Origin of the sequence: Thiocapsa roseopersicina (assembly GCF_900106925.1) — a bacterium.
Lineage (GTDB): Bacteria > Pseudomonadota > Gammaproteobacteria > Chromatiales > Chromatiaceae > Thiocapsa > Thiocapsa roseopersicina.
The window spans coordinates 1-3515 of the sequence record NZ_FNNZ01000066.1 but is presented as its reverse complement, the minus strand read 5'-3'; the positions used below and the strand labels follow the sequence as shown (position 1 = coordinate 3515).

General features: G+C 60.6%; 4 protein-coding genes. All 4 read right to left on the bottom strand.

The window, feature by feature from the left end; genetic code table 11:
- Positions 1 to 186 precede the first annotated feature (186 nt).
- Entirely contained in the window at positions 187 to 804 is a 618-nt protein-coding gene (locus BLV04_RS24095) for a hypothetical protein (RefSeq protein WP_093038669.1), read from the bottom strand.
- 2 nt (positions 805 to 806) lie between these two features.
- Positions 807 to 1574: a PD-(D/E)XK nuclease family protein gene (locus BLV04_RS24090; RefSeq protein WP_139192043.1), complete on the bottom strand. Its 768-nt coding sequence runs from the start codon at positions 1572 to 1574 to the stop codon at positions 807 to 809.
- A gap of 60 nt (positions 1575 to 1634) precedes the next feature.
- Entirely contained in the window at positions 1635 to 1937 is a 303-nt protein-coding gene (locus BLV04_RS24085) for a DUF433 domain-containing protein (RefSeq protein WP_093038665.1), read from the bottom strand.
- Between the two features lie 330 nt (positions 1938 to 2267).
- Positions 2268 to 3515, bottom strand: a 1248-nt coding sequence (locus tag BLV04_RS24080) for an ATP-binding protein (RefSeq protein WP_139192042.1), incomplete at its 5' end; no start/stop codon positions are given.

Below are 3515 nucleotides of genomic sequence, written 5' to 3'. Positions count from 1 at the left end.
GATTTGGCTCGGCCTGCAACGCGTCACGGACTTCGCCGCGGGGCTCAGATATGCTCGACAGGCTCATGATTCATGAGATGTGTGTAATGGGATGGTTTTAGTGCCATTCGAGCATGGCTCATTTCCTCATCGCGGTCCTACTCGGGCGCCCAAAGGGGCTCGCCCGAGACTGGCAAGGGGAAGCGCTCAGGTGGACATCATCTGACGCAAAGCTTCTTCAGCAGCTTTCCGCATTGGGGTGCAATCGATTTCGGTGCTCGTTCTGGGGTCGATGGCTGGAAAGGCGTCCTTAATGGTGTTGTACCAGCCGTCAAATTCCGACGCCGACTGCTCCCATTCAGCCGACAGGACGAGTTCCTGCGGATTTCCCTCTGCATCCCATTTTGCCAGGCTGATGTAAATCACGAATTGATTCTGGGCTACGTCGATTTCGAGGCAGGTATCGAGCCGGGCTTCTTCATCGTCGGGATGATAATGCGTACGGTAGAGACCATGTTCCCACAAGATTTCTAAAGAGGGCGGAGTGTCTTCCTGCTGCATGTCGTCAATTGTCCAATGATCGGTCACGCCGCAGGCTTCCAGTGCCGGTTTCAACACGGCATCCCAGATATTGAGCGAGAGAAGGGCAAAGTCGGTCTTGACTGTCGCTGCGGCTAGTACGCTCTGGTAGTAACTGGGAAGCTCATCCCACTCCAGATGATCCGGCAGGTAGCTTGTGCTCTGTTCGGCTAGGGCATTGATCGCAGTGCGAACCCCGCGAGAAGCACAATAGCTTTTCACACTTTCTGGAATAACAATAATCATGTCTAGCCTCCTGTTGCGCGTCGAAACATAGTTCGGCGGAAAGATCGGTATTGCTCGTCATCGATCTTGGCAGAAGCAGCCTGCATGTTCAATTCCAGGCGGCGCAGCAGCGTGTGCCAAGACAGCACCTTCCAGTTGCGATACTGGTCCTGAATATTTTTGTGCGCACTGATGTCTGGAACGATGAAGAATAACGAAATGTCATTGTAGTTCTTATTTGTCCACTTTTCGATGTCGTCGAGTTGCCCCTTGGTTGCGTGATGCTCGAATTTGAATTCCAAGACCGCTGCGTGTATATCTCCGTTCTGAACCATCTCGATCAGTAAGTCGATGCGCCGCGATTTCTTTCGCCCATCGATATGAAATTCCGCAAAGATTCGTAACCCGGTGCGATCCGCTTTGGTAGTATCGATCGGTGGGGCACCACTCAAGTCGAAGAGCGTCTGCAAGAAGACCGCGCATCGGGCGGCCGCATGCGAGCCCGTTTTGGGATCGAGATAGTGGCACAGAGTCTCCGTAACCTGTCGTTCCAGTAAGCGTCCTCCCCAATCAAGAGGCTCCACGCTGAAGGCGTGCCTGGGAGACTCGATATCGCCGTAAAAGGGTATGACGTCCTGCCTGAGTTCCGCCCAGGGATGCACGGGCATTGCCGCGAGGCTTGGTATTGCGCTGGTGACTCGATCGGTCAAGAGATCGAAATACCAGGATGCGGGACCTGAATCCCATATTTTTCTAGGCACTTGCGAGAGCGCCCTCAGGTTTGGATCCATAGATTTTCTGCCATTTTCGTAAATGGGAAAGTGCGGCCCGCAATGCCCCGTTCTTTAGAGTCACGGCATCGCGAGCCGGTCCTGCAATCGCGCAGTACGCGATTGCAGTATACAATTCTTTTCGTTGACGATCAGTGGCTCAATCCGTTCATGCTCAACCAACCGATGTGCATAAGCCAAACAGGCGAGGATGTCCTCCTGCTCCAACCAGGGATAACCCTCGAGAAGGGTCTCGAAATCGTCACCGGCCGCAAGCATTCCCAGGACATGCTCTACTGCCAGTCGACGCCCGCGGATGATCGACTTACCGCGGAAGATTGCTGGATTGGCCGTGATGCGTTCCAAAAGTTTGTTTTCGTTCATCGCAAGGCGCTCTTGTCGATTGATCGTCGATGACCGGTTCCGAGTGCATGTTGTCTTATCGCCGTCATTCTCGGGTGGGTGATTTGCTTGCCGAGACATCATTCATGACTCCGACCGTTGTAGCACGTGGCGCAGAGCGCCAGGAGCATCCGTGACACCGCGGAGCGGGTGTCACGAGTCCCTCGAGGTTTGGGCGGCCAGTCTAATGGGCGAGGTCCTTGCCGCGTCCATCCCAAAACCTGTCGGGGCCGTGATTCGGCCGCGGAGATCTGCTCCACGCCGACATGATCCCGCTTGATCTCGACGATGGGTCTCCACCCCCTGCGAATGTCAGACCACACTTTGCCGAGCCTCCCCCTTGATCCAACACTCCCCAGCCAACCGCCGCAGAAACTGCTCCGGCGCGAGCGTCTCGCCGAGGAGTGTGCGCTGCCGCGCCACGGTCGCGAAGTCGCCGGGCGTGAGCGTTTCCAATGCCGCAAGGTGTCGCGCGAGGTCGGCCGGAACCGGGACGGCGGCATCCCCTAACGCCTCGCGCGCGAACAGCGCAAGCCGTTGTGCCGGTGCCAGCGCCCGAAAATGCAGCTTGAAGTCGAACCGCCGCAGCGCCGCGGGATCGATCCCGGCCATGAGGTTGGTCGCGGCGACGAAGATGCCGGGGTATTGCTCCATCTGCTGGAGCAGCTCGTTGACCTGGGTACGCTCCCAGCTGTGGCGGGCCTCGCGTCGGTCGCCGAGGAAGCTGTCGACCTCGTCGAGCAACAGCAGGCTGTGGGCGGGGTCGCTGTCGCGAAAGAGCCGGGCGAGGTTCTGCTCGGTCTCGCCGACGTAGGGGGAGATGAGATCGGAGGCGCGGCGGGCGATCAACTCGCGATCGAGCGCCTCGGCGAGGATCTCGGCGAAGGCGGTCTTGCCGGTGCCGGGCGGGCCGTAGAAGCAGAGGCTGGCGTGGCCGGTGCGATCGAGTGCCTGGACGATCGCGCTCGGGGCGATGCCGCCGGCGAGGTTGAGGAAGGCGACGTCGAAGGCGATGCCGGCGCGGCGCCGCGGCGGGGTCGGGGCGCCGTGCAGGAGGCTGCGCATCGCGGCGAGGCCGTGGCGCACGGTCGGCTCGGGGGCGGTCTCCGGGCGCAGCGCGATGAGGCGGCGCGCGGCGCCCAACTGTGCCGGGGCCAAGGCGGCATCGTCCGCCAGCGCGTCGAGCAGGGCCGGGGGCAGACCGCAGTCGCCGAGATGTGACTCGGCGATGCGTCGGCGCACCGAGCGCGGCGGGGTGGTGCAGGCGAGCGGCAGCAGGAAGCGGCGCAGGAAGGCCGGATCCATGCCGTCGGTGCGGTTGGTGATCCAGATCGCCGGGACCGGGTTGTCCTCCAGGGTGCGGTTCATCCAGCCCTTCTGATGTCCCGAACCGGCCCGACCGCGCAGCAGGGCGAAGAGGTCGTCGTCGGTCTCGAAGACGTCCTCGACCTCGTCGAAGATCAGGAGGGCATCGCGACGCCGTTCGAGCAGGCGTTGGGCGAGCAGATAGGCCGAGAGCCGGCCCTTGCGCGAGAGTCCGTCGCCGTCCTCGTCGGCGCT

Bases quoted from the DNA above. Each gene is read 5' to 3' on its own strand.
- BLV04_RS24095 (WP_093038669.1), bottom strand. From the start codon at position 804: ATGATTATTGTTATTCCAGAAAGTGTGAAAAGCTATTGTGCTTCTCGC.
- BLV04_RS24090 (WP_139192043.1), bottom strand. From the start codon at position 1,574: ATGGATCCAAACCTGAGGGCGCTCTCGCAAGTGCCTAGAAAAATATGG.
- BLV04_RS24085 (WP_093038665.1), bottom strand. From the start codon at position 1,937: ATGAACGAAAACAAACTTTTGGAACGCATCACGGCCAATCCAGCAATC.